The following is a 22,313-nucleotide window of genomic DNA, read 5'->3' on the forward strand; positions in this document are numbered from 1 at the left end:
TGTCTCGCGGTGCTCGTGAGCTCCTACAGTAGATATCGAAGGATGTGCACATGACCGAAGACACCATCAAACGCCGTGCCCGTGGGCTTGATCGAGCGTTCGATATCCTTGATTTCCTCAAGGAGCAGGGCACGCCCATGCGGCCCAATGAGATTGCCAGTGGCATCGGCAGTCCCAAATCGACGGTTTATGAACTGGTTGGCTCGCTGCTGGAACGGCGCATTCTTGAGCCTGTAGGCAAAGACGGCCACGTTTACCTTGGCCGTCAGCTGTATTTTCTGGGGCAGGCACACTTGCGCCATTTCGACTTCACCCGTGAGGCAGAGGTCTGCCTGCGCGAGATCGTCAGCCAGACTCGCGAAACCGCGCAGATGTGTTTGCTCAATGGCCGCAAGTACACCGTCGCGCTGATGAAAGAGGGCGAACGGCACTTTCGGATTTCCTCCAATATCGGTGAGAACGCGCCGATTCCGTGGACCGCCTCCGGGCGCCTGCTGCTTTGCCATCTAAGCGATCAGGAAATCGTCGACCTGATCGATGCCGAGGATTTTGTTCTGCCAGATGGTCAGCGCCTGCCGCTTGAAACCTTTTTGGCCGAGATCCGCAAGGCGGGTGAGGAAGGCTTCTTTTCCTTCGATAGCGTTGCAGACACTTTCACCCATTGCTTCGCGGCGCCCGTCAAAGACGAACATGGCGTGTGCATTGCAACGCTGTGCATCGTTGCGCCACGGGCTGACGCCCAAACCCACTACGCCGACTACCGCAGGGTGCTGATTGACAGTGCCAGCGGGCTGGCGCGTCGCATCAACGAATAATATCCAGGAGACCATCATGACTATTGCAGTTGTAGAAAAGGGCGCCGCCGCTCCAGGCGATCATCTCGTGCGTGACGTAAGCCTGCCGGCGCTGGTGATCCATCGTCAGGCGCTGGACCATAACATCCGTTGGATGCAGGCGTTCGTCACTAACAGCGGTGCAGAGTTGGCGCCTCACGGCAAAACCAGCATGGTTCCGGCGCTGTTCCGTCGGCAGCTGGAAGAAGGTGCCTGGGGCTTGACCCTGGCAACTGCGGTGCAGACTCGCGCTGCCTACGCCCACGGGGTGCGTCGGGTGTTGATGGCCAACCAGTTGGTCGGCACTGCGAACATGGCGTTGATCGCCGAGATGCTTGCTGACTCGATGTTCGATTTCCATTGCATGGTCGACCATCCGGATAACGTGGCGGCGTTGGGCGAGTTCTTCGCGGCCCGTGGCCTGCGTTTGAACGTGATGATCGAATACGGGGTGGTCGGCGGTCGCTGCGGTTGCCGGACCGAGCAGCAAGTGCTGGAACTGGCCGAGGCGATCGCGGCCCAGCCAGCTCTGGCGCTGACCGGTATCGAAGGTTACGAAGGGGTGATTCACGGTGATCAGGCGGAAAGCGGTATTCGCGCTTTCGCTGCCTCGCTGGTGCGTCTGGCGGTGGACCTGCAGGATCGCGGTGCGTTTGCGCTGGAACGGCCCATCGTCACTGCCTCAGGTTCGGCCTGGTATGACCTGATCGCCGAAGCGTTTGACGAGCGCCAGGTGCGCGAGCGATTCCTCGGTGTGTTGCGCCCTGGCAGCTATGTCGTGCATGACCACGGTATCTATAAAGATGCGCAATGCTGCGTGCTGGATCGCCGCAGTGATCTGCACGAAGGCCTGCGTCCGGCAATGGAAGTCTGGGCTCATGTGCAATCAATGCCTGAACCCGGCTTCGCCGTGATTGCCATGGGCAAGCGCGATGTTGCCTATGACGCAGGCTTGCCAAATCCATTGCTGAGCTACAAGCCCGGTGTTGTGCCGACGCAAGGCGTGGATGTCAGCGCCTGCAAGGTGACGGCCGTGATGGATCAGCACGCGTTCATGACTGTAGCTCCCGGTTGTGAGCTGAAAGTCGGCGACATCATTGCGTTCGGTGCTTCCCACCCGTGCCTGACGTTCGACAAGTGGCGCAGTGGCTGCCTGGTGGATGAAAACCTGCAAGTCATTGAAAGTTTCGACACGTATTTCTAGTCTCGGGAGTCGCGCTCAATGAGTGAGCTGATCAGCCATAGTCGCCCACGAATCGCCCTGATCGGCGAATGCATGATTGAACTGCAGCAACATGCCAGCGGCACTCTGCAACAGAGTTTCGGTGGTGACACGCTCAATACAGCGGTCTACATGGCCCGCCAGTTGGGCAGCAGCGCTCAGGTGGATTATGTCACTGCGCTGGGTGATGACAGCTTCAGCGATGCCATGTGCCAAGGATGGGCGCAGGAGGGGATTGGCCTGAGCAAGGTGCAGCGGCTGTCGGGGCGTTTGCCGGGGCTGTATTGCATTCAGACTGATACCAGTGGCGAGCGTCGCTTCCTGTACTGGCGCAACGAAGCTGCTGTGCGCGACTGCTTCAATACTCCGGACGCTGACCTGATTCTGGGCTCATTGCCGGATTACGACCTTCTTTATCTGAGCGGGATCACCCTGGCGGTGTTGGGCGAACAGGGGCGGCGGCGTTTGTTTTCCGCTCTGGCTCAGGCTCGTGCGGCAGGCGTGCGGGTCGCGTTTGACAACAACTATCGGCCGCGTCTGTGGGCGTCAGTTGAACAGGCGCGTGAAGCGTATCGTGCGTGTCTGGCTCATGTTGATGTGGCGTTGCTTACCGAGGACGACGAGCAGGCATTGTTCGGTTACGCCGAGAGCGAGCAACTGCTGAGCGCCTACCGCGAGCTGGGCATCAGCGAAGTCGTGGTCAAGCGTGGCTCGCAGAGTTGTCTGGTGGAGTCGGGTGGTGAACGCTTCGAGATTCCTGCTCATCAAGTGGAGCGGGTCATCGACAGCACGGCGGCGGGGGATTCGTTCAGCGCGGCTTATCTATCAATGCGTTTGCGCGGCGGCAGCCCGGTGCAGGCCGCCGAAGCCGGGCATCGTCTTGCGAGCGTGGTGATTCAGCATCCAGGGGCGTTGATTCCCAGAAGTGTGATGCCGGGGCTGTAGGTGATGCGGCTGCGGCGTCTTGCGCAATCCGTGGGAGCCGAGCTTGCTCGCGATAAGGCTGGACGCGAATCTGCCTGAGAAATGCGGCGCCCTATCGCGAGCAAGCTCGGCTCCCACAGGAAAACATTTCAGTTCTGATGCTTATGGGTGTTTGAATAGGGCTTAATCCCGATAAAACACTTGAACCAGGTGATAACCAAACTTGCTCTTGATCGGCCCGTGCACTGTGCGCAGCGGCTTTTTGAAGATCACCTGGTCAATCGCGCCGACCATTTGCCCGGGGCGGACTTCACCCAGATCGCCGCCGCGTTTGCCGGACGGGCAGGTCGAATGTTTCTTTGCGAGCACGTCGAACGCTTCGCCCTTGGCAATGCGCTGTTTGAGTTGCTCGGCCTCTTCGGCGGTTTTCACCAGAATGTGGCGGGCTTGGGCTTTCATGGGGCAGAGGCCTGAGGAAAAAACGGCGGCCATTATCACACAGCAATGAGCAGCTTGCGCGTCGTTGGCCAGGCATTAGGAAGAGCCGCACCGGTACATACCGCCAAAATTAGAGTCGGGGCTGCCATCTCTGCCGCTCTGTCCGGTATCCTTGCGGCGGATTTCTTACTTGCATGGAGTTGCGCGCACGATGATCGTTGGAATCGACCTTGGCACCACCAACAGCTTGGTAGCAGTCTGGCATGAAGGTACGCCGCAATTGGTTCCCAATGCTCTCGAGCAACTCCTGACGCCCAGTGTCGTTGGCCTTGATGACGAGGGACGGGTACTGGTCGGACAGGCTGCCCGGGAGCGCTTGCAAACCCATCCCAAACTAACTGTTTCGTTGTTCAAGCGGCACATGGGAAGCGCCCATGAGGTGCGTCTGGGCAGCAAGCTTTTTCGTCCTGAAGAGTTGTCGTCGCTGGTCTTGCGCAGCCTCAAGGAAGATGTCGAGCGTCAGTTTGGCGTGACCGTCACAGAAGCGGTTATCAGTGTCCCGGCCTATTTCAATGACGCGCAGCGCAAAGCCACGAAAATTGCCGGAGAGCTGGCCGGTCTTAAAGTCGAGCGGTTGATCAACGAGCCCACTGCTGCGGCGCTTGCCTATGGCCTGCACCAACGTGAGAGCTCAAGTTCGTTTCTGGTATTCGACCTGGGCGGCGGTACGTTCGACGTGTCGATTCTTGAGCTGTTTGACGGTGTCATGGAAGTCCGTGCAAGCGCTGGCGACAATTTCCTCGGTGGTGAGGACTTCGATACGTTGCTGGTTCAGTCCTTTCTCTCCAGTCAGGCCAATCCACAGGTTCTGGCGGAGTTGAGTTCACCGGACCTTGCGCACCGTTTACGTCGTGAAGCCGAGCGCGTAAGACGTGTTCTGGGGAATCAGGACAGCGCAACGTTCACCATGCGTCATGGTGATTCTGAGGTCTCGCAGGTCTATACGCAGACTCAATTGGCGGACCTGTTTGCGCCGCTGCTCACGCGTTTGCGTACGCCGATAGAAACCGCATTGCGTGACGCACGCATTCGCCCATCGGAACTCGATGAAGTGCTGCTGGTGGGTGGCACGACCCGCATGCCGATGATTCGTCGAATGGTCGCTGGTTTGTTCGGTCGCTTCCCCTCCATACAACTGGACCCTGATCAATCGATTGCACTCGGCGCTGCTGTTCAGGCTGCATTGAAATCAAGGGACGCAGCCCTTGAGGAAGTGGTATTGACGGACGTTTGTCCTTATACCCTTGGCATCGAAACGTCCATGAGTGTTGGAGGCGGCATCCAGAGCGGGCATTTTCTGCCGATCATCGAGCGCAATAACGTAGTACCGGTCAGTAAGGTCAAGACGGTATCCACTCTGCATGATCAACAGACACAGGTGCTGGTCAAGATCTATCAGGGCGAGAGTCGCTGGGTCAGGGAGAATGTATTTCTGGGCGAAATGGACATCGCTGTTCCGCCAGCCCCCCCAGGGCAAATCGAGCTGGACGTACGTTTCACCTACGACAACAACGGCTTGCTGGAAGCCGAAGTGCAGATTCCTATGACCGGAGAAAAGCGCCATCTGGTCATCGAAAACAACCCTGGTGTGCTCGAGCCGCAGGAAATCAAGGCGCGGCTGGCCGCTTTGGCTGACCTGAAAATACACCCCCGCGAGCAGCAGGTGAACAGCTTGCTGATCGCTCGTCTGGAGCGTTTGTACCAGGAAAGTCTGGGCGAGTTGCGAATCAAACTGGACCAGATGGCCAGCCATTTTCAGTATGTACTGGAGGGGCAGGACGAGCGTCAGATTCGCGAAACCCGCGTGGAAATGACTCAGCATCTTGACGGTATTGAGCAGGGCCTCTGGCAATGAGTTGTTGGGACATTCTGGGGCTGTCAGCCGATTCCGATTCCCGCACTATCAAGCGCCAGTACGCGGTATTGCTCAAGCAGCACCGGCCCGATGAAGACCCGGTGGGCTTCCAGCGCTTGCGCGAGGCTTACGAGCAGGCAATCAACTGGAGTCGTGACGAAGCCCCCGTTGCGTTCAACGAACCAGCGCAGTTGCCTGAAGAGCCCGCGGTTGCGCCGACAGGACCAAGCGTCGCTGAGAAACTGGCGATGCAGCTGCTCGATGGCGCAGAGCCCATCGGGCTGGCCAGTCGTTTTGAGACCGCCAGAAACAGCTATTGCGCAGTCGAGTTCGAGCAGCAGTTGCTGCATCTGTCCCTGTCGGACTCCCCGCGGGCCATGGCTTTGGCTGAGTGGGGTGTGCAGAATTTTCACTGGTTAAGCCCATGGCTTCGGGATGAAGGCGTGGCCCTACCTCAGCCGCAACTCCAGCAATTGTTGTCGCGGATGTACCAGCATCATGAGGAAAAACTACGACGACTGCTCGAGTCGCGTGATGTAGGTGCCTTCAGCCAGGCATTTATCAAGCTTGGCAAAAGTGAATGGCTTGGACCGATCGAGCGCCATGGCTGGCTCAACGCAATCGTCGCGCAGTTGCTGGCCGAGAGTGAGTTCTGGTCCCAGGAGTTGTTCGAGACTGTCTGTGTCCAGCAAGGCTGGAAGGTGCCCGGCGCTTATGGCCGCTGCCCTGAACCGGAATGGTCCCGCTTGCAGGCTCGCAGCCACGGTCATACTTTCGCCGTTGAGCAACGCCGCCTTGCAGGTCTCGATCAACCGACACCGCAATGCCGCGCTGCGCAGATGATGTTTGGCAACCTGACGCTGGAACAGCGCCAGGTCATGGCCCACCGCTTCAGTGAAGATGACTGGAACGCCTGCCGGCTGTTAACTGAAAAAATCCTCAATCTGCATCCGCAGCTGCGTTCTGAGATGCCTGACGGTGAGCCTTATTTCTGGCGCAATTGGGAGGGCGTCAGTAAGCCCTTGCCCATGTATTTACCGTTGCTGGGAATGGGGGCAGGGTGGGTCATCCATGATCAGCAGGTGCGGACGATTGCCCTCTCTCAAAGCGTGGGATCTGCATTCTTCTGGATGTTGGTGATGGCAATCCCGACGCTGCTCATGCTGTGGCTGTGTCGTATCGTTGCTGACCGCAGCCTGGAGCAGGACGATTGGCTGACTCGTAATATTTCTCCTCGCTTGAGTTTGCGTCGGCCCCCACCATCGCTCATTCGGGTGTTGCTGCCTTGCTGGGCGACGGGGCTGGTGGTCTGGGCTGCCTTCGGTGTGTATGCCTTTGCTGGATACGCGGCAGGATTAGTGGCCCTCGAGCTTTTGCCACGTCTGCCAGGCAAAGGGTTGATCAAGTCGTGGGTTGGCGCGATGCGCCGTCCGGTCGATGTTTCATCGCTGTTGATGAAAGTCATCATCGCCTCTGCGTTGCTGATAACACTGGGTGCCTTGACCTATATCGATAATCAGCGAGTCGGCCGGGATCAGGGCTTGCAACCCTTTGTCATGCGAGCGTGTACAGGTTTGAAAGATACCGCGCCCGGGTGCCGGTTCCCGGCGACCGAAGCTCAGTGGTACGGCAAAAAAAACAACGGACAAGAAGCGCTATGAACCGCAATACGCTGATTGGTATCTGTGTCGCCGGCGTCATTGTGTTCAGCGCCCTGAAACCTCGCGACGTCACCTTGCGCTCCATGGTCAATGGCTGGCTGGGGCTCGCCGGTTCGGTTGAGCAAAGTCAGGCCAGTGCGTTGCGGCCGTTGATCTCTTGCCTCAACTTCGTTGATGTCAGCTGGCGCCGTGCTTACGAAGACTATCGAGCACGGGACCCCGAGGTTGAAAGTCCCGGCAAGGCACTCGCTGATCGCTATCCTGAGCTTTTTCAGGCTGCGCAGAGGACTCAGCCCGGTTCCTCGGCAAGGGGGGCGGGACGCCCCGATCAGTGTGTGTTGGCGGCGGATCAAAAGCGTCGACTGGTAGAGAAATTTCCCGATCTGGGAGCGGTTTATGCGCGCTACGTAACCGCTTTGCTCAGGGTCGACGAATTCACTCGGCGATTTGATTTTTATCCGGTATTGGGCGCTCGTCCGGACAGCGCCGCCGACAAGGCCGCACGTGACGTCGAGTTTGTGCCAATGGCCGAGGCGTTTTTGCGGGTATCCAGCGAGCTACGCACGCAAGTCGATGCTGCGGATCGCCGGATTCGTGAAGCTCAGTTGAACCTGCTCAGGCAGCGTGACCATTCGCAAATGGCGTTTTTACCGGGCCTTATTCAGCAGACCCGCGAAGAAATGCATGCGCTGACCGTTGCTGCTGCCGCGCAAACCCTGACCCAGGCGCAACTCGCCGCAGCCATCGAGCGGCTGAAAACCAGCTGGGTCTGGGATACGACTGACCCACGCCCCGGCATAGGTGATGCTGACGATGAAGCGCGACGCAATTGGTTCAGGGTTCAGACGCCCGCCACCGAATACTTGCAAGCCTTGCACGAACTGAACGATCACTGGCTCAACCACGCTGACCCTCAACGCTTGAGTGATGACTTTGCGCTGGCCGGCAAGCACTTTGACCGGTTGATAGACGCGTACAATACTGCGGTGCTTTTGCAGTTCTAGATCAGGGCGCGCTTGTCATGGCGTGATGTCGATGGCTCCAGCAACACAACCGGCTTCATCTATCATTGCTTCACGATGTCTTCTGCCGCCAAGCTATGCGCATTCTTCCTGAGAACCGTCATCCGGGTTGAACGTCGCATGAGATGCGGCATCTTTCAGTTAAATCATTTGTGCGGTGTTGCTTATGGATTTCCCGGCGTTGTTGAAGATTCTGGCCAGCCAGGATGGATCGGACCTTTATCTTTCTACGGGAGCGCCGCCCTGCGCCAAGTTCAATGGCGTGCTCAAACCGTTGGGTACAGAGTCCCTGAAGCCGGGCCAGGTCGCGCTTGTCGCCGACGGGCTGATGGATGCAGAGCAGAAACTGGAATTCCATCGCGAGCTGGAAATGAACCTCGCGGTGTCCATGGCCGGGATCGGTCGTTTCCGGATCAACATCTTCATGCAGCGCAACGAGGTGTCTATCGTGGCGCGCAACATCAAGCTGGATATCCCGCGCTTCGAGGACCTGCACCTGCCGCCGGTGCTGCTCGACGTGATCATGGAAAAGCATGGCCTGGTGCTGTTTGTGGGTGCGACCGGTTCAGGTAAGTCCACTTCGCTGGCGGCGCTGATCGATCACCGTAACCGCAATGCCAGTGGGCACATCATCACCATTGAAGACCCTGTGGAATTCATTCACCGGCACAAGAAGTCGATCATCAATCAGCGTGAAGTCGGGGTTGATACTCGCAGTTTTCGCGCCGCATTGAAGAACACCTTGCGTCAGGCACCGGATGTCATTCTGATCGGTGAAATCCGTGATCGGGAAACCATGGAGCACGCTTTGGCTTTCGCCGACACCGGGCACTTGTGCCTTTCGACCCTGCACGCCAACAACGCCAATCAGGCGCTGGACCGGATCATCAACTTTTTCCCGGAGGAGCGGCGTCAGCAGTTGCTACAGGATCTGGGTAATAACCTTAAAGCGTTTGTTTCCCAGCGACTGGTCAAGACCGTTGACGGCAAGCGCAGGGCGGCAGTGGAAGTCATGATGGGCACGCCGACCATACGCGACCTGATCCAGCGCAACGAGTTGACTGAACTCAAAGGCATCATGGAAAAGTCCGGCAACCTGGGCATGCAGACCTTCGACGGCGCGCTGTTCGATCTGGCCGCAGCCGGTGTGATCAGCGAAGAAGAAGCGCTCAAATACGCCGACTCTCAGAACAACGTGCGCCTGCGCCTCAAACTGCATGGCGAAGGTGTTACCGCGAACCCGACCGCTGCGCCCAGCGCACCGGTTGGCACATCGAGCGTAAATGTCTCGGACTGGGGGCTGGTGGATGAGCACGATGAGGGTGGCGGGCAGAGTTGATTTTATACCGGGCAAACCCAGCTCCCGTAGGGCTATCTGCTAGGAGCGCGATAGCTTCTCTGAAGTAAGCCGTAGCGGGCTAGCGTTGCTTTGACAGGCGAGCGCTTTCTCCTGTGGGAGCCGGGCTTGTCCGCGATGCAGAAGCCGCGATTTTGCAGTGGAGCCAAGTTGATTTTATCGCGGGCAAGCACCGCCCACAGGAATCACTGATGACGTGGGACCGGCTTCAGCCGGGAAGGGGCCTGCACATTCAGTACATCTTCATCGTCAGCAATGCAGCCTTCCCGGCTAAAGCCGGTCCCACGTCGACTTGCGGGCAAGCATAGAATCTCCCACAGGACTGCATTTCAAATTTCGAGTGGTCTGATTACCTCACCGCGCCAGCCACCCCCCATCCACATTCCACGCCGCACCGCGTACCTGGCTGCCTGCTTCACTGGAGAGGAACAACACCAGCTCGCCCAACTGTGAGGGTGTCACGAACTCCAGCGATGGCTGTTTCTCGGCCAGCAAATCATGTTTGGCCAGATCCGCATCACCACTGGCCGCTGCCCGGTCATCAATTTGCTGCTGCACTAACGGGGTGAGCACCCAACCGGGGCATATCGCGTTGCAGGTGACATTGGTCGTGGCGGTTTCCAGGCCGACGACTTTGGTCAGGCCAATCACACCGTGCTTGGCCGCCACGTAGGCCGCTTTGCCGGTAGAACCCACCAAGCCATGTACTGAAGCGATGTTAATGATCCGTCCCCAGTTTTTACCGCGCATACCCGGCAGGCACAGGCGGGTGCTGTGGAATACCGAAGACAGGTTGATCGCGATGATCGAGTCCCAGCGCTCGACGGGGAAATCCTCAACCGCGTCGACGTGCTGGATACCCGCGTTATTGACCAGAATGTCGACCCCGCCAAACTCGCGTTCGGCGTACTCGATCATCTCGGCGATCTGCTCGGGTTTGCTGACGTCAGCGGGATGATGACCGACCTTGCCGCCGAACTTCGCAACCTCGGCAATCACTGCCGAGGCATCGCCGAAACCGTTGAGGATCAAGTCAGCTCCAGCCTTGGCAAGCGACAGGGCAATGCCCAGCCCGATACCGCTGGTAGAACCGGTGACCAGTGCTGTTTTACCTTTAAGACTCATACTCTGTGCCTCACACAATGCCAGTCGCGTAGAAAGTACCGATCACCACGAACACCGCCAGTGTCTTGATGATGGTGATGCCGAAAATGTCTTTGTAAGCCTCGCGATGGGTCAACCCCGTGACGGCCAGCAAGGTAATCACCGCGCCGTTATGCGGTAGCGTGTCCATGCCGCCGCTGGCCATGGCCGCTACGCGGTGCAACACCTCTAACGGGATGTTGGCGGCGTGAGCGGCGCTGATGAAGGTTTCTGACATGGCGGCGAGGGCGATACTCATGCCGCCAGACGCTGAACCCGTAATGCCGGCCAGCAAAGTCACGGTAATGGCTTCGTTGACCAGTGGATCGGGAATGCCTTTGAGCCAGTCTGCAAGCACCAGAAAACCCGGCAGAGAGGCGATGACCGCGCCAAAGCCATATTCCGAGGCGGTATTCATCGCGGCCAGTAACGCGCCGTTGACCGCGCTTTTGCTGCCTTCAGCCAGACGACTGCGAATGGCCGTGAAACCGAAGGCCAGCACCATCAGAATCCCGATCAGCAGGGCGGCCTCGACTGCCCATATCGCGGTGAGCTTGGCGATCTCGGTCTGTACCGGAGTGGCCATGCCAGGCAGCGCCAGGGTATGCGTCTTGCCATACCACTGGGGGATCCACCAGGTGAACAGCAGGTTCATAAGCCCAACCAGCAGCAAAGGCGAAATCGCGATCCACGGGTTTGGCAGCTTGATGTCTTCCGGGGTATCCGGTTCGTTGCGTAACTCGGTGCCGTAACCTTCACCCGCACGCAGCGCCTTATTGCGTTGGCGCTGCAGGTAGAGCATGCCCGCACAAAACACAAAGATGGTGCCGATCACTCCCAGCCACGGTGCGGCCCAGGCGGTGGTATTGAAGAACGTGGTGGGGATGATGTTCTGGATTTGCGGGGTGCCGGGCAAAGCGTCCATCGTGAACGAAAACGCACCGAGGGCAATGGTCGCGGGGATCAGACGTTTAGGGATATCGCTCTGTCGAAACATCTCTGCCGCGAACGGATACACCGCAAACACCACGACGAACAGCGAAACGCCACCGTAGGTGAGCAGGGCGCAGACCAGGACGATGACCAGCATGGCCTGGCGAGTTCCCAGTACGCCAATGGCCGCCGCGACAATAGACCGGGAAAACCCGGACAACTCGATCAGCTTGCCAAAAACGGCGCCCAGCAGAAACACCGGAAAGTACAGCTTGATAAAGCCGACCATCTTGTCCATGAACAGGCCGGTAAAGGCTGGAGCCACGGCGGACGGATCAGTCAGCAGCACTGCGCCGAGGGCGGCGATGGGGGCAAAGAGGATAACGCTGTAACCACGATAAGCAGCAAGCATCAACAGCGCGAGGGCTGCCAAGGCAATGATTACACTCATTGAGTGTCTCCTGGCCTGGGAATCCAGCGTACTCAGAGGCCGCCGAAAGCGCTCTGCATGGTTCGCTGAATCCTGTCGGCATATTGTTATTGTTTTCGGCTGCGGGAGTGCCGCTTGCGCGCTGTAGCGGGATTCGTGCCAGGTGTTTAAGGCATTGATTTGTATGGTGGTTTATCTATTGCGGCGGGAGCCGGATGAGGTTTTGTCTCTGAATCGAGACTTTTCACCGTGGAATTAGGCAAAAATCGATCTATGTAGTAGCGGCCAAGTGCCTATTACACTGCGAATTTTCGCGCTAAACGGTTGACTGTAGGGGCGCACGAGCACCGCGAGGCCGCGATGGCAGCGCATCAGACTGACCGCCATTGCAGCCTTCGGCAGCTCCTACAAAAGGCTCGATAGAGCTTGGCCTTGAGATCAGTATGATGTTGGGTGATCTCTATCTGGAGACCCAAGTCTCTCTATTGAGACTCGGCAATCCCCAGCGCGGCCATTTTCTTGTAGAGCGTCGATCGACCCAGGCCAAGCTGATTGGCGGCCTCCACGACATTCCCTGCGCATTGCACCAGGGCTTGTTCAATCAACTGTCGATCAAAGCGCTGTCGTGCCTGACTGAAGGTTTCGAAGCAGGCGGGCTGAGAGGCGTGGCCCGGCTGGTTGCTGACCGGAACCAGATTGCCAATCGACGCACGAATTTCTTTGGCGTTGAGGATCAAGTCATCACTGAGCAACGCTGCGCGCTCCAGCACGTTACGTAGCTCGCGAATATTTCCCGGCCACGCGTGCTGCGCCAGTAATGCCTGAGCGCCGGGGTCGAGCTCGTGCTGACTGCGTAACTCTTCGAGGATCGATTCGCTGAGCGCTGGCAAGTCATCCAGACGCTCACGCAGCGGCGGAACCTGGATGGGCAACACGCTCAGACGATAGTAGAGATCGGCGCGGAACTGGCCGCGCTTGATAGCGGCTTCAAGGTCGGTGGATGTCGCAGCAATCAGCCGGACATCGCTCTTGTGTACTTCGTTGGAGCCGACCGGTTCGTACTCCTTCTCCTGCAGCACCCGCAGCAGCTTGCTTTGTAATGGCAGCGGCATGTCGCCGATTTCATCCAGAAACAAGGTGCCGCCCTGAGCGATCTGCAGCTTGCCGGGGCGTCCCTTGCGATCGGCACCCGTAAATGCACCCGGCGCAGTGCCGAAAAACTCTGCCTCCAATAACGTTTCCGGAATGGCCGCGCTGTTGATGCTGACAAATGCTTTATGCGCCCGGGGAGATGCATTGTGAATTGCGTGAGCCAGCAATTCTTTGCCGGTGCCGGTTTCGCCCAGCAGCAGGACTGGCGAGTCGGCACTGGCACTGCGTCGTGCCCGGCGTTTGACTTCCAGGCTGGCCGAGCTGGTCCCGATGAAATGCGCGAAGCTGTATTTTGCCTGACGAGCGCGCAGTAGCGAACGGGTTGAGGCCAGTTCCTCCTGCATGCTCAAGTAGCGCTTGAGCAGGGGAGACAGGGCCTGCAATTCATCAAAAAGAGCAAACCCGATAGCGCCGATCACGCCCCCTTTGTCGTCGTGAATCGGCAGACGCATGACCACCAGAGGGTCCTTGGCGGTGTCCATCATGTCCAGCAGGATCGGTCGCCCATTGGTCGCAACCTGGCGCAGCAGGCTGCCGGGGATGACCTTTTCACAGGGTTGGCCCAGCGCCAGACTGGAGTCCTGCAGCCCGAAGCGACGGGCGTAGCGTTCGTTGATCCAGACTATCCTGGCATCCTTGTCGACAATCACGGTGCCTTCACTGGACTGCTCGATGATTTCGAACAGCGAACGAATCGCCAGTTGGCGAACGCTGCGGTAATCGTTAAGGCTATGGCTCTCTTTCATAGGGTGTTCCGTTGTGCGTCACCGGCGTCTGGCCGTACAGAATGCCCGTTTTTTTTCAGCTGAATCCAGGGTGCGCCGCCGCCAGCAATTCCTTGGTGTAAGGATGTTGGGGCGCGTCGAACAGATCGTGACTGGCGCCACGTTCGACAACCTTGCCGTCTTTGACCACGATCACATCGTGAGCCAATGCCTTGACCACAGCCAGATCATGGCTGATGAACAGATAGGTCAGGCCGTGTTTCTCCTGTAACTGACGCAGCAAAGCCACGACTTGTTTCTGTACTGTCCGGTCAAGCGCCGAGGTCGGTTCATCCAGCAGGATCAGCGCCGGTTTGAGGACCAATGCCCTGGCAATGGCGATACGCTGACGCTGGCCACCGGAAAACTCATGGGGATAACGATGTCGACTTTGCGGGTCGATGCCGACTTCTTCCAGCACCCGAATGACTTCAACTTCGCATTGCACCGGGTCCAGCTCACTGTGGACTTCAAGCCCTTCACTGATGATTTGCGCCACTGACATGCGTGGGCTGAGGCTGCCATAAGGGTCTTGGAAAACCACCTGCATCTGTTTGCGCCACGGGCGCATTTGCTTCTGGTTCAGGTCATTCAGGCTCTGCCCCTGAAAACGAATACTGCCACGCGATTCAAGCAGGCGGAGGATTGCCTGACCAAGTGTCGATTTTCCCGACCCCGACTCACCCACGATGCCCAAGGTTTTACCGCGTTCTATGCTCAGGCTGATGTCATCTACGGCCTTCAGGTATTCCTTGTGCTGGCGGAAAATGCCGCCACCCAGAGAGAACCAGACACGCAGATTATCAACCTCCAGCACTTTCTCCCGACTGTCGCGGGGCAACGGTTCACCTGCGGGCTCGGCGTCCAGTAACAGCTTGCTGTAAGGGTGCTGTGGCTGTTTGAACAACGAGTGACAATTGGACTGCTCGACGATTTCCCCGGCGCGCATCACGCAGACGCGCTGGGCAATGCTGTGCACCAGATTCAAGTCGTGACTAATCAGCAGCAGGGACATGTTCAAGCGTTGCTGCAGTTCCTTGAGCAGCAGCAGGATCTTGCGCTGCACGGTGACATCAAGGGCCGTAGTCGGCTCGTCGGCGATCAGCAGTTCCGGTTCGCAAGCCAGCGCCATGGCGATCATCACCCGCTGTCGTTGTCCGCCGGACAGCTCGTGCGGATAGGCTTTAAGGCGCTTCTCCGGTTGTTGAATGCCGACCAGTTCGAGCAGTTCAACGATGCGCTTTTGTGCAGCCCGGCCAGTCAGGCCTTTATGCAGCAGAAGCGTTTCGCCGATTTGTTTGGATACCGTGTGCAACGGGTTCAGCGAGGTCATTGGCTCCTGGAAAATCATTCCGATCTGGTTGCCGCGCAAACGGCGCAAGGTACGGCCGTCGGCGCCGAGCAACTGCTGGTCTCGATACAGAATGCTGCCGGTGCTTACCGTGCCGCTGCTGGGCAACAATTGCAGGATCGAGTGCGCGGTCACTGACTTGCCTGAGCCGGACTCACCCACCAACGCCAGGCATTCACCGGCGCGGATATCCAGACTCAGGTTCTTGACCACCGTTTGCCCGCTGAAGGCGACGCAGAGGTCACGGATTTCAATCAGGTTCTCCGACATATCAAGACCTCGGGTCGAAGGCGTCACGGAGCGCCTCGCCAATGAACACCAGCAGCGACAGAATCAACGCCAGAGTGAAGAAAGCGGTCAGCCCCAGCCAGGGTGCTTGCAGGTTCTGTTTGCCCTGGGCAATCAGCTCGCCCAGCGATGCACTACCAGCCGGCATACCGAAGCCCAGGAAATCCAGCGCTGTCAGGGTGGAAATCGCCCCGGTGAGGATGAACGGCAGGTAACTCAGGGTCGCGTTCATGGCGTTAGGCAGAATGTGTCGGGTGATGACTTTACGGTCGCCCATTCCCAATGCGCGAGCCGCCTTGACGTACTCAAGGTTGCGCCCGCGAAGAAACTCGGCGCGCACCACATCCACCAGCGCGAGCCATGAGAACAGCGCCATGATGCCCAGCAACCACCAGAAATTGGGTTCGACAAAACCAGACAGGATGATCAGCAGATACAGCACCGGCAGCCCTGACCAAACCTCCAGCAGGCGCTGACCGATCAGATCGACCCAGCCACCGTAGTAACCCTGCAGCGCACCCGCGGCGATACCGATCAGGGCACTTATCGTGGTCAATACCAGTGCAAACAAAATCGACACGCGCGCGCCGAAGATCACTCGGGCCAACACGTCACGGGCCTGATCATCAGTGCCCAGCCAGTTTTGCGCGGTTGGCGGGCTGGGGGCAGGGCGATTGAGGTCGTAATTGGGGGTGTTGTCGCTGAACGGGATGGGCGGAAACAGCATCCAGCCGTCACCCTTTTTGATCAGGTCCCGAACGTAATCACTGCGATAGTCGGGCTGAAACGGCAGTTGGCCGCCAAACTCTTGTTCGGTGTAGCGCTTGAGCGCCGGGAAATACAGCGAGTTCTGATAACTGAGCACCAGTGGTTTGTCATTGGCGATCAACTCGCCCCCCAGTGTCAGCAGGAACAAGCCGCAGAACAACCATAACGACCACCAGCCTCGGCGGTTATTGCGAAAGCGTTCCAGGCGTCTTTGGGCCAGCGGAGAAAGTCTGCGCATCAGGCATTCCTCGCGCTGAAGTCGATTCGCGGATCGACCAGGGTGTAGCAGATATCGCCCACCAGCTTTATCAGCAAGCCGAACAGGGTGAAGATGAACAGTGAGCCGAACACCACGGGATAGTCCCGCGAAACCGCGGCCTCGTAGCTCATGCGGCCTAGACCATCAAGGGAGAAAATCACCTCGATGAGCAGCGAGCCGGCAAAAAATACGCTGATGAATGCCTGAGGGATACCGGCCACCACCAGCAGCATGGCGTTGCGGAATACATGACCGTACAGCACCCGACGCTCGCTCAAGCCTTTGGCTCGGGCCGTGACGACGTACTGGCGGGTGATTTCATTGAGGAAGGAGTTCTTGGTCAGGATGGTCAAGGTCGCGAAACCGCCGATGACCAGTGACGAAACCGGCAATACCAGATGCCAGAAGTAGTCGGCGATCTTGCCCACGGTCGTCATCTGTTCGAAGTCTTCAGAAACCAGCCCGCGTACCGGGAACCAGTTCAGGGACGTGCCCCCGGCGAAGAGCACCACCAGTAGCATTGCAAACAGAAACGCCGGCATTGCGTAGCCGATGATGATGGCGGTGCTGCTCCAGATGTCGAAATGACTGCCGTGTTTGACGGCCTTGCGAATCCCTAACGGTATCGAAACCAGGTAGGTGATGAGCGTCGCCCAAAGCCCCAGTGAAATGGATACCGGCATCTTTTGCAGAATCAGATCGGTGACCGTCGCGCCCCGGAAGAAGCTTTTACCGAAATCCAGTTGCGCATAGCTTTTAAGCATCAACCACAGACGCTCGTGCAGAGGCTTGTCGAAACCATATTGATGTTCGATTTCCTTGATCAGTTTTGGATCTAGGCCGCGAGAAGCGCGGGACTGGTTAGCGTTGATCGACTCGGCCGGTACGCCGCCCGCGCTGGAACTGGCACCGCCGATACCTTGCAAGCGTGCGATGGCTTGCTCCACGGGGCCACCGGGCGCGGCCTGCACAATGAAGAAGTTAACCAGCAGAATGCACAGCAAGGTGGGAATGATCAGCAGCAGGCGCCGCAACAAATAGCCGAGCATTCACTTCATCTCCGAGGCAACGGCGGAAGCACCGCGTTTTTCTGCGAACTGCTCGTTGGTCAGCGGGGTAGGGCTGACCTCCCACCAGGTATCGATGGCCTCCGCATTACTGGCCTGGATTTTCGGAATGCCAAACCGATTCCACCACAACGTCGACGAGCCTGGCGGGTAATAGTTAGGAATCCAGTAGTAGCCCCATTGCAGCACGCGATCCAGGCAACGGGCGTAATCGACCATGGTGGATTTCTGATCGGCGCTGACGAGCCCTGCGATCAGGCTGTCGACGGCTGGATTTTGCAGCACCATATAATTGTTGGAGCCGGGATCCCGGGCACCTTTGGAGCCGAAGTTGTTGTACAGCTCCATGCCGGGTGAGGTCGAGACCGAGTAGCCCGTCACGATCATGTCGTAATCACGAGCCATCACCCGGTTCAGGAATTGCGCCGCGTCAATACGGCGAATCTCGAAGTCAATACCGATCTGCGCGAGATTGCGCTTATACGGCAGCAGTATTTTTTCAAATCCTGCCTGGCCATTGAGGAAGGTAAAGGTAAACGGCTCGCCTTTGGCGTTGACCAGATGATCCCCCTTGGGTGTCCAGCCGGCGTCTTCCAGCAGTTTCAGCGCTTCCAGTTGCTTGTCGCGGATATAACCGGTGCCGTCGGTTTTTGGGGTTTTATAAACCTCGCTGAATACTTCTGGCGGAACAGTCGCGCGGAGCGGCTCGAGGATTTTCAGCTCGGCGGGTGTCGGCAGTTCGGTGGCTGCCAGGGACGAGTTGGAGAAGTAGCTGTTCTGGCGGATGTACATGTTGCGCATCATCTGCCGGTTGGTCCATTCGAAATCCCACAACATCGACAGTGCCTGACGCACCCGGCGGTCCTTAAAGATCGGTCGGTCCAGATTGAACACAAACCCTTGAGAACTCTGCACCGCGCCTTTGGCCAGATGGGCTTTTTGCAGGCGGCCGTCGCTCAGCGCCGGGCTGTCATAAAGAATCGAGTAAGCGGTGGCCGAGTATTCGCGGTTGTAGTCGTAAGCACCGCCCTTGAGCACTTGCCGGGCAACATCAGTGTCGCCGAAGTACTCGACGCTGAATGTATCGAAGTTATAAAAACCTCGATTGACCGGCAAATCCCTGGCCCACCAGTCAGGATCACGGGCGAACGTGATGCTGCGTCCGGGATCAACCTTGGCGACTTTGTAGGGACCGCTGCCCACCGGTATCTCAAAGCCGCCACCGCCCGCGAAGTCACGGCTCTTCCACCAGTGCTCTGGGAAAACCGGCAGAGAAGCAAGGTCCAGCGGCAAGGTACGGCTTTCATTGGTTTTGAAGTCAAAGCGAATCTGGGTTGGCGATTCAACTTCGACGCCTTTGATGTCCTGAAATTGAGTCCGGTAAGAGAGGCTGCCTTGGGTCATCAGCAGGTCATAGGTGTAGCGCACATCTTCGGCGGTAATCGGCACGCCGTCTGCGAAGCGCGCTTTGGGATTGATAAAGAACCTGAGCGACAGGCCCTCGTTGCCGCGTTCGATACGCTCGGCGACCAGGCCATACACGGTGTAAGGCTCGTCAAGCGACCTCACGGCCAGCGGCGAATACAGCATGCCGTTGATTTGCGACACGCCGGTGCCTTTGTCGAGATAGGGCATCAGGTGATCGAACTGACCGATTTCCTGCGCGGAGCGGCGCATGCTGCCCCCTTTGGGCGCGTCAGGGTTTACATAGTCGAAATGTTTGAAATCCGCCGGGTAGCGAGGTGCTTCGCCGTAGACAGTCAGGGCGTGTTGTGGCGCCGCGGACAGTAATTGAGGGCCAGAAAACAGGGCCAGTAGTGCCACGATCAGCGATGTAGAAACAAAACGCATTACTGGAATCCTGACTGACGTCGGCTGGCGAACATCAGGGTTAAGGGTGGCGGTGATTAAAGTCATAAGACAGGCACGGCCAGACATTGTTCTTGACCGTGGAATGCAGGCTTCAACAAGGTACCGGAACCCGGGCACGTTTGTAACCGGATGATGCGCAGTGCGCCAACGGGTTTTTTGCCAAAACCAAGCAATTTGCTTGCCTGGGAAAGGGCATTGGGGATAAATGCCTCCCCTTAGTGGATCCTGACGCCACGCTGTCGGGCAGCAGAAGGCAGACCTGTAGGAGCGCACGAGCACCGCGAGGCCGCGATAGCGATGCATCAGCCTGACCGTTTTCGCCGCCTTCGGCACCTCCTGCAAGGTCGGCTATCGTAAGGTTCGCGCCACAAACAAAAACGGCCCGCCGTGAGGCGAGCCGTTTGTAAGCGTCAGCAGCGAGGAATCAATCCTGGCGGCTGGTCACTTCCAGCAGGTGATAACCGAACTGGGTTTTTACCGGGCCTTGAACGACGTTGACTGGCGCGCTGAACACGACAGTGTCGAATTCCTTGACCATCTGACCAGGGCCGAACGAACCCAGATCGCCGCCTTGACGGCTGGATGGGCAGCTGGAGTTGGATTTGGCGACTTCCGCGAAATCAGCACCGCCTTCGATCTGCGCTTTGAGTTCGTTGCATTTCTCTTCGCTGGATACAAGGATGTGGCGGGCAGTGGCTTTAGCCATGGGGAATTACTCCTGTCAAAAAAAAGAAAGAGCCTACCGGATTAAGGAAGGCATTTCTCGATAAAGTTCAGGCCGATAACCCAAGAGAGGAGCGAGCGGCGTTAGTTTGCCGCTCTTTTTAGCTCATTACCTGTAACGCAACTTGCTCACGGCTTCGCGTAGCAAATACTCGGTTGCGTCCCAGCCCAAGCAGCCGTCAGTCACCGAAACCCCGTACCGCATGGATGCAATGATCGGCTGGCAACCCTCAAACAGATGACTTTCGATCATCATGCCGACCAGCGATGAGTCACCTTGCAAGCGCTGTGCGAGCACGTCGTTGAACACCTCTGGCTGGCGCAGTGGGTCTTTACCACTGTTCGCGTGACTGCAATCGACCATGATGCGTTCGGCAATTCGCTGTTTCGCCAGACCCTCGCGTATTTGCGCCACGCTTTGATGATCGTAATTAGGTCCTTTATGTCCGCCGCGCAGCACGATGTGGGTGTCGGGGTTGCCCTGGGTTTCGATAATCGCCGGATGACCCTGGCGATCCATACCAAAATGACGATGTCCGTGCGCCGCTGAACGCATGGCGTCGCAGGCGATGGCGACCCCGCCATCGGTACCGTTCTTGAAACCGACCGGCATTGGCAGACCGCTGGCCATTTCCCGGTGGATCTGGGATTCGGTCGTGCGTGCGCCAATCGCGACCCAACTGAGCAGGTCATCAAAGTAGCCAGCAGCCATGGGTTGCAGGATCTCCTTCGCAATCGGCAAGCCCAGGCGCAACATCTCACGCATCAAATGGCGTGAGAGCGTCAGGCCTGCGGCCATGTCATCACTGCCATCGAGCCGCGGATCGTAGGCGAGGCCTTTCCAGCCAACCGTGGTGCGGGGCTTTTCTACGTAGGCGCGCATCACCAGCAGCATCTGGTCGCTGACTTCAGCGGCAAGCGCTGCCAGGCGTTCGGCGTATTCGAGGGCTGATTGCGGATCATGGATAGAGCAGGGGCCTACAACAACCAGCAGGCGGGAATCTTCGCCATTGAGGATGGCGCGAACAGCGCGGCGATGCGCGGCGACTTGATCGCTTAAAGCCAGATCCAGTGGCAGCTGGGATTTCAGTTGCAGGGTACTTGGCAGGCGCTGCGGGGCGGGGATGCTGTCGAGCACGGTCAGGTTACTGGTCGACAGGTCGGACGGTTTTACTGCGATAGACGAATTCATGGTTCTGCTTCCTGGGCTGGCGGGTCTGGCCCGCTCAAAGCCCTACTGGGGTGTTCGACAATTTGCCGGGTTGGCATTCTGTAATGGGTTGCCACCTGTCAGTGACCGAACGGAGGCGGCTTGCTGTCCCGAACGGAGGCTGCTAAATCGCCAGGCAGTGCAGATGTCGGTGCGGTAATAAGTGCTGTAGGTCATGTCGTAATCCTCGATTCAATTCAATTTTCAGGAGCGCTAAAAAACAAAACCCCCGGTCGGGTAGCCGACCGGGGGTAGAGAGTTCTCTGGTTGGCGTCCCCTGAATATGGGCGCCGGATGGGTATCAGGCGCGCCAGTGGCTAAACCAATACCCATAATAAGAAGTACTTTGCGGAGCAACGTTTGCTACCTGACCACGCACGGCCGCACGTGCTGCCAAGCGATCAACGCTGGTCTGCAACAGTGGCTGTGAGGTGGATGGCAACATGATACTTCTCCGTTAAGTTCAGTGAGCTTACTTCAGCCTTGCCGGCCAATTCAATCAGAAAAATCAATTGCGCTCATAGAGGTGTTGCAAGTGCAGGTGAAAGGCCGGTGCATTTCCAATTAACAAGTTCGAGACAAAATGTTTAAAGCAGAAAAAGAATGGAGAAAAATCCTACAGCAGAATGCTCTTGGCCCTGCATGCTGCATCTTGACCTGCTGACTTGCAAAATCTCACTCAGCAGATGCTTCAATTTGAAGTTTAGGCTCGGAAGGAATGATGCCGTCCTTCATGCCCAGCAAAACCGCCACTTTATGCGCTTCTCCGCGCCGACCTTTCTTGCGGCCAGCTAAAACCTGGTAAGTGGTTGCCGGATCAATACTGTTCTCTCGGGCAAACTCTTGAACAGATTTGCCTTGATGTTCAAGCCATGCCTTGGCTTGTGCGGCAGTACGTATTCCGGGCATAGTTCAAAACCGTTCAAAATAGTTCATGTCAGTTTAATTTCATTCAGATCTTACCATTCGTAAGGGTGGAGT

18 protein-coding genes are annotated in these 22,313 nt (G+C 57.7%); 7 read left to right on the forward strand and 11 right to left on the reverse strand.

All coding sequences use genetic code 11. The features are described 5' to 3' along the window. The first annotated feature begins 50 nt into the window (after positions 1-50). From AUC60_RS00385 to kdgK, 3 genes are read left to right on the forward strand one after another with little or no spacing between them, the layout of a single operon-like run. Positions 51-815, forward strand: a complete 765-nt coding sequence (locus AUC60_RS00385; RefSeq protein WP_087263924.1) for an IclR family transcriptional regulator — start codon at positions 51-53, stop codon at positions 813-815. Between the two features lie 16 nt (positions 816-831). Next, positions 832-2,037 carry an amino acid deaminase gene (locus AUC60_RS00390; RefSeq protein WP_087263926.1) on the forward strand — a complete coding sequence of 402 codons (1,206 nt, stop codon included), beginning with the start codon at positions 832-834 and terminating at the stop codon, positions 2,035-2,037. Positions 2,038-2,055: 18 nt separating this feature from the next. Then, positions 2,056-3,000 (forward strand): 2-dehydro-3-deoxygluconokinase, encoded by a 945-nt coding sequence (kdgK, locus tag AUC60_RS00395; protein WP_087263928.1) that lies wholly within the window; start codon positions 2,056-2,058, stop codon positions 2,998-3,000. Between the two features lie 162 nt (positions 3,001-3,162). Here the strand turns inward: kdgK and AUC60_RS00400 are convergent, their stop codons facing one another. After that, positions 3,163-3,438 (reverse strand): peptidylprolyl isomerase, encoded by a 276-nt coding sequence (locus AUC60_RS00400; protein ID WP_017133756.1) that lies wholly within the window; start codon positions 3,436-3,438, stop codon positions 3,163-3,165. A gap of 190 nt (positions 3,439-3,628) precedes the next feature. Here AUC60_RS00400 and AUC60_RS00405 point away from each other — a divergent pair, with 190 nt between their 5' ends. The 4 genes from AUC60_RS00405 (at position 3,629) to AUC60_RS00420 (ending at position 9,354) form a co-directional block, all read left to right on the forward strand. Then, positions 3,629-5,332, forward strand: a complete 1,704-nt coding sequence (locus AUC60_RS00405; RefSeq protein WP_087263931.1) for a molecular chaperone HscC — start codon at positions 3,629-3,631, stop codon at positions 5,330-5,332. Then, positions 5,329-6,993, forward strand: coding sequence for a J domain-containing protein (locus AUC60_RS00410; RefSeq protein WP_087263933.1), 1,665 nt, complete (start codon positions 5,329-5,331; stop codon positions 6,991-6,993). The genes AUC60_RS00405 and AUC60_RS00410 overlap by 4 nt, the downstream gene beginning before the upstream one ends. Continuing rightward, a complete protein-coding gene (locus AUC60_RS00415; RefSeq protein ID WP_087263935.1) occupies positions 6,990-7,997 on the forward strand; it encodes a hypothetical protein in 1,008 nt (335 codons plus the stop codon). Before AUC60_RS00410 ends, AUC60_RS00415 begins: the two co-directional genes overlap by 4 nt. Positions 7,998-8,181: 184 nt before the next feature. Next, complete coding sequence (locus AUC60_RS00420; RefSeq protein ID WP_087263936.1) at positions 8,182-9,354, forward strand: PilT/PilU family type 4a pilus ATPase; 1,173 nt, start codon at positions 8,182-8,184, stop codon at positions 9,352-9,354. A 372-nt stretch (positions 9,355-9,726) separates the two neighbouring features. Here AUC60_RS00420 and AUC60_RS00430 read toward each other — a convergent pair whose 3' ends face one another. The 10 genes from AUC60_RS00430 to AUC60_RS00475 all read right to left on the reverse strand — a co-directional run bounded on the left by AUC60_RS00430 (position 9,727) and on the right by AUC60_RS00475 (position 22,241). Continuing rightward, a complete protein-coding gene (locus AUC60_RS00430; protein ID WP_087263940.1) occupies positions 9,727-10,497 on the reverse strand; it encodes a 3-hydroxybutyrate dehydrogenase in 771 nt (256 codons plus the stop codon). 10 nt (positions 10,498-10,507) lie between these two features. Further along, the gene (locus tag AUC60_RS00435; RefSeq protein ID WP_087263942.1) at positions 10,508-11,899 is read right to left on the reverse strand and encodes a GntP family permease; all 1,392 of its coding nucleotides are present in this window, start codon (positions 11,897-11,899) and stop codon (positions 10,508-10,510) included. 461 nt (positions 11,900-12,360) lie between these two features. Beyond that, positions 12,361-13,776 (reverse strand): sigma-54 interaction domain-containing protein, encoded by a 1,416-nt coding sequence (locus AUC60_RS00440; protein ID WP_087263944.1) that lies wholly within the window; start codon positions 13,774-13,776, stop codon positions 12,361-12,363. A gap of 55 nt (positions 13,777-13,831) precedes the next feature. Then, complete coding sequence (locus AUC60_RS00445; protein WP_087263946.1) at positions 13,832-15,415, reverse strand: ABC transporter ATP-binding protein; 1,584 nt, start codon at positions 15,413-15,415, stop codon at positions 13,832-13,834. A gap of 1 nt (position 15,416) precedes the next feature. Then, complete coding sequence (locus AUC60_RS00450) at positions 15,417-16,439, reverse strand: ABC transporter permease (RefSeq protein WP_087263947.1); 1,023 nt, start codon at positions 16,437-16,439, stop codon at positions 15,417-15,419. After that, complete coding sequence (locus AUC60_RS00455; protein ID WP_087263949.1) at positions 16,439-17,509, reverse strand: microcin C ABC transporter permease YejB; 1,071 nt, start codon at positions 17,507-17,509, stop codon at positions 16,439-16,441. The genes AUC60_RS00450 and AUC60_RS00455 overlap by 1 nt, the downstream gene beginning before the upstream one ends. Beyond that, positions 17,510-19,378, reverse strand: a complete 1,869-nt coding sequence (locus AUC60_RS00460; protein WP_087263951.1) for an extracellular solute-binding protein — start codon at positions 19,376-19,378, stop codon at positions 17,510-17,512. It abuts the gene before it with no gap. 445 nt (positions 19,379-19,823) lie between these two features. Then, on the reverse strand, positions 19,824-20,105 hold the full coding sequence (locus AUC60_RS00465) for a peptidylprolyl isomerase (protein ID WP_027898593.1): 282 nt from the start codon (positions 20,103-20,105) through the stop codon (positions 19,824-19,826). A gap of 126 nt (positions 20,106-20,231) precedes the next feature. Continuing rightward, the gene (locus AUC60_RS00470) at positions 20,232-21,314 is read right to left on the reverse strand and encodes a 3-deoxy-7-phosphoheptulonate synthase (protein WP_087263953.1); all 1,083 of its coding nucleotides are present in this window, start codon (positions 21,312-21,314) and stop codon (positions 20,232-20,234) included. A gap of 693 nt (positions 21,315-22,007) precedes the next feature. Next, positions 22,008-22,241, reverse strand: coding sequence for a DNA-binding protein (locus AUC60_RS00475; RefSeq protein ID WP_087263956.1), 234 nt, complete (start codon positions 22,239-22,241; stop codon positions 22,008-22,010). Positions 22,242-22,313: the final 72 nt, after the last annotated feature.

The organism is Pseudomonas caspiana, assembly GCF_002158995.1.
GTDB classification, from domain to species: Bacteria; Pseudomonadota; Gammaproteobacteria; order Pseudomonadales; family Pseudomonadaceae; genus Aquipseudomonas; species Aquipseudomonas caspiana.

Bases quoted from the DNA above. Each gene is read 5' to 3' on its own strand.
- AUC60_RS00440 (WP_087263944.1), bottom strand. From the start codon at position 13,776: ATGAAAGAGAGCCATAGCCTTAACGATTACCGCAGCGTTCGCCAACTG.
- AUC60_RS00385 (WP_087263924.1), top strand. From the start codon at position 51: ATGACCGAAGACACCATCAAACGCCGTGCCCGTGGGCTTGATCGAGCG.
- AUC60_RS00435 (WP_087263942.1), bottom strand. From the start codon at position 11,899: ATGAGTGTAATCATTGCCTTGGCAGCCCTCGCGCTGTTGATGCTTGCT.
- kdgK (WP_087263928.1), top strand. From the start codon at position 2,056: ATGAGTGAGCTGATCAGCCATAGTCGCCCACGAATCGCCCTGATCGGC.
- AUC60_RS00470 (WP_087263953.1), bottom strand. From the start codon at position 21,314: ATGAATTCGTCTATCGCAGTAAAACCGTCCGACCTGTCGACCAGTAAC.
- AUC60_RS00465 (WP_027898593.1), bottom strand. From the start codon at position 20,105: ATGGCTAAAGCCACTGCCCGCCACATCCTTGTATCCAGCGAAGAGAAA.
- AUC60_RS00420 (WP_087263936.1), top strand. From the start codon at position 8,182: ATGGATTTCCCGGCGTTGTTGAAGATTCTGGCCAGCCAGGATGGATCG.
- AUC60_RS00405 (WP_087263931.1), top strand. From the start codon at position 3,629: ATGATCGTTGGAATCGACCTTGGCACCACCAACAGCTTGGTAGCAGTC.
- AUC60_RS00410 (WP_087263933.1), top strand. From the start codon at position 5,329: ATGAGTTGTTGGGACATTCTGGGGCTGTCAGCCGATTCCGATTCCCGC.
- AUC60_RS00400 (WP_017133756.1), bottom strand. From the start codon at position 3,438: ATGAAAGCCCAAGCCCGCCACATTCTGGTGAAAACCGCCGAAGAGGCC.
- AUC60_RS00450 (WP_087263947.1), bottom strand. From the start codon at position 16,439: ATGCGCAGACTTTCTCCGCTGGCCCAAAGACGCCTGGAACGCTTTCGC.
- AUC60_RS00415 (WP_087263935.1), top strand. From the start codon at position 6,990: ATGAACCGCAATACGCTGATTGGTATCTGTGTCGCCGGCGTCATTGTG.
- AUC60_RS00460 (WP_087263951.1), bottom strand. From the start codon at position 19,378: ATGCGTTTTGTTTCTACATCGCTGATCGTGGCACTACTGGCCCTGTTT.
- AUC60_RS00455 (WP_087263949.1), bottom strand. From the start codon at position 17,509: ATGCTCGGCTATTTGTTGCGGCGCCTGCTGCTGATCATTCCCACCTTG.
- AUC60_RS00475 (WP_087263956.1), bottom strand. From the start codon at position 22,241: ATGCCCGGAATACGTACTGCCGCACAAGCCAAGGCATGGCTTGAACAT.
- AUC60_RS00445 (WP_087263946.1), bottom strand. From the start codon at position 15,415: ATGTCGGAGAACCTGATTGAAATCCGTGACCTCTGCGTCGCCTTCAGC.
- AUC60_RS00390 (WP_087263926.1), top strand. From the start codon at position 832: ATGACTATTGCAGTTGTAGAAAAGGGCGCCGCCGCTCCAGGCGATCAT.
- AUC60_RS00430 (WP_087263940.1), bottom strand. From the start codon at position 10,497: ATGAGTCTTAAAGGTAAAACAGCACTGGTCACCGGTTCTACCAGCGGT.